The organism is Dialister sp., assembly GCF_036343215.1.
Lineage (GTDB): Bacteria > Bacillota > Negativicutes > Veillonellales > Dialisteraceae > Dialister.
On record NZ_JAZASU010000179.1, the window covers coordinates 1 to 1,812 of the forward strand.

At 50.1% G+C, this 1,812-nt stretch carries 1 protein-coding gene; it reads right to left on the bottom strand.

What is annotated here, in order from left to right:
- Positions 1 to 513: 513 nt before the first annotated feature.
- Positions 514 to 1,509 carry an ATP-dependent 6-phosphofructokinase gene (locus VZT47_RS10190; protein ID WP_330224850.1) on the bottom strand — a complete coding sequence of 332 codons (996 nt, stop codon included), beginning with the start codon at positions 1,507 to 1,509 and terminating at the stop codon, positions 514 to 516.
- Between the last annotated feature and the right edge of the window lie 303 nt (positions 1,510 to 1,812).

The following is a 1,812-nucleotide window of genomic DNA, read 5'->3' on the forward strand; positions in this document are numbered from 1 at the left end:
ACCTTACTATGTCTCACGAGAAGCATACGCCCATTACGATTTCTGCTGCCGATTGATCAGTATGTCCCGGAATTCTGGGAACCCGGCTCTATCCTCCAGTCCTTCATTTACAGGAGGACTTGTTTTCGTGCTCAAAAGCCGTCTGTCACAATTCGTGGCAGGCGGCTTTTTTGCGTTAGTTCTCAGTTCGCAGTTTTCAGTCTCCCAATCTTACGGGTAGCAGGATTCCCGGATGATTGCTTCATTTTCAAATCCACGGAAAACCAGTGTATCCAAATGGATGGAATGACTGAGAACTGATCACTTTTATATCAAAGCCGTCTGTCATATTTGTGGCAGGCGGCTTTTTTTGTTTGGTGATCAGTTCGCAGTTCTCAGGGATACCAATTTTACCGGCAGCCGGATTTCAAATATCTTGGAATCCGGTTTACTCGTCCGAATGGAATGACTGAGAACTATATTTCGGAATGTTTTTAGAGAAAGCGTGCCTGTTTTTGTACGCCCTTTTTTATTTCAGAGTCCCGTTTCCCGTACGTCCCCGTCATTCTGGGCGGCTCCGAGCATGACGGCCAGGTTATAAAGCTGTTCGCGGAAGGGTTCTTTGATTTTCTTTGCTTCCGCGTAGGGAAGGATGATGACTTTTCCCTGTTTCGTCCCCACCAGGGCTCCTGTTTCTCCATCCAGAAGTGCCCGGACGGAAGCGGCTCCCAGAATGGAGGCGAGCTGTCCATCCCGGGCTGTGGGCTGGCCGCCCCGCTGGATAAAGCCCAGAATGGTGGTGCAGATATCGATATCCGTTCTTTCTTTGAGCCAGTCTCCCAGAGCCCTGCCGTCATCGGCTCCTTCGGCGCAGATGATGATGGAATTCGTCCTTCCCGCTTCCATCTGGAGTTTGAGGGACCGGGCCAGTTTTTCACGGCTGAAGGGAACTTCGGGGACCAGGATATATTCGGCTCCGCAGGCCAGGCCTGCATCGAGGGCGATATTTCCTGCAAATCGTCCCATCACTTCCACAATGGCTGCCCGGTTATGGGCGGAAGCGGTATCCCGGATCCGGCTCACTGCGGAAACTACGGCATTGACTGCGGTATCATGGCCGATGGTTTCATCGGTTCCATGCATATCATTATCGATGGTTCCGGGCATGGTAACCGTAGGAATTCCCAGATTGGTCAGTTTTTCAGCGCCCTGGATGGAACCATCTCCTCCGATGACGATGAGTCCGTCGATTCCCCGTTTCCGAAGGATATCGGCCCCTTTTTTCTGGTAAAATTCTTCGAAAAATTCCTTGCACCGCGCCGTTTTCAGGATGGTGCCGCCCCGGAGAATGATTCCGGAAACGGAGGAAGAATTCATGGGCACCATATCATCTTCGATGAGTCCCGAATAGCCGCGGTAAATTCCGTAAATTTCAAGATGGCTGGCCAGAGCTGTCCGCACGACGCTCCGGATGGCCGCATTCATTCCCGGCGCATCTCCGCCGGAAGTCAAAACTGCGATTCGTTTCATAGATTTCCTCCTTATGATGAGATTCAACTTACCGGTCCATTTTCGTAAAAAGCGGTAAGTGATAAGTGAAGGTACGGGGCTGTACAATAATTACACAACATGTTGAATGACTGAATTTTATAAAGTAATCAGTTCTCAGTTCACAGTTCTCAGTGGAGGAGGCCCGCATCAAATGTGGTGTGCCTTCGTCAAGTAGGAGAATGAAATATAATAAAATTTTTTCGACCAAAATGCCCTGGCAGGGCCTTGACTGAACCTGAGCAAAATGATGTCTGCTAGAGAAGGGCTTCAAGCCATAGGGCT

What these genes read in the sequence shown, in the direction of transcription:
- VZT47_RS10190 (WP_330224850.1), bottom strand. Translation starts at nt 1,509, where the DNA reads ATGAAACGAATCGCAGTTTTGACTTCCGGCGGAGATGCGCCGGGAATG.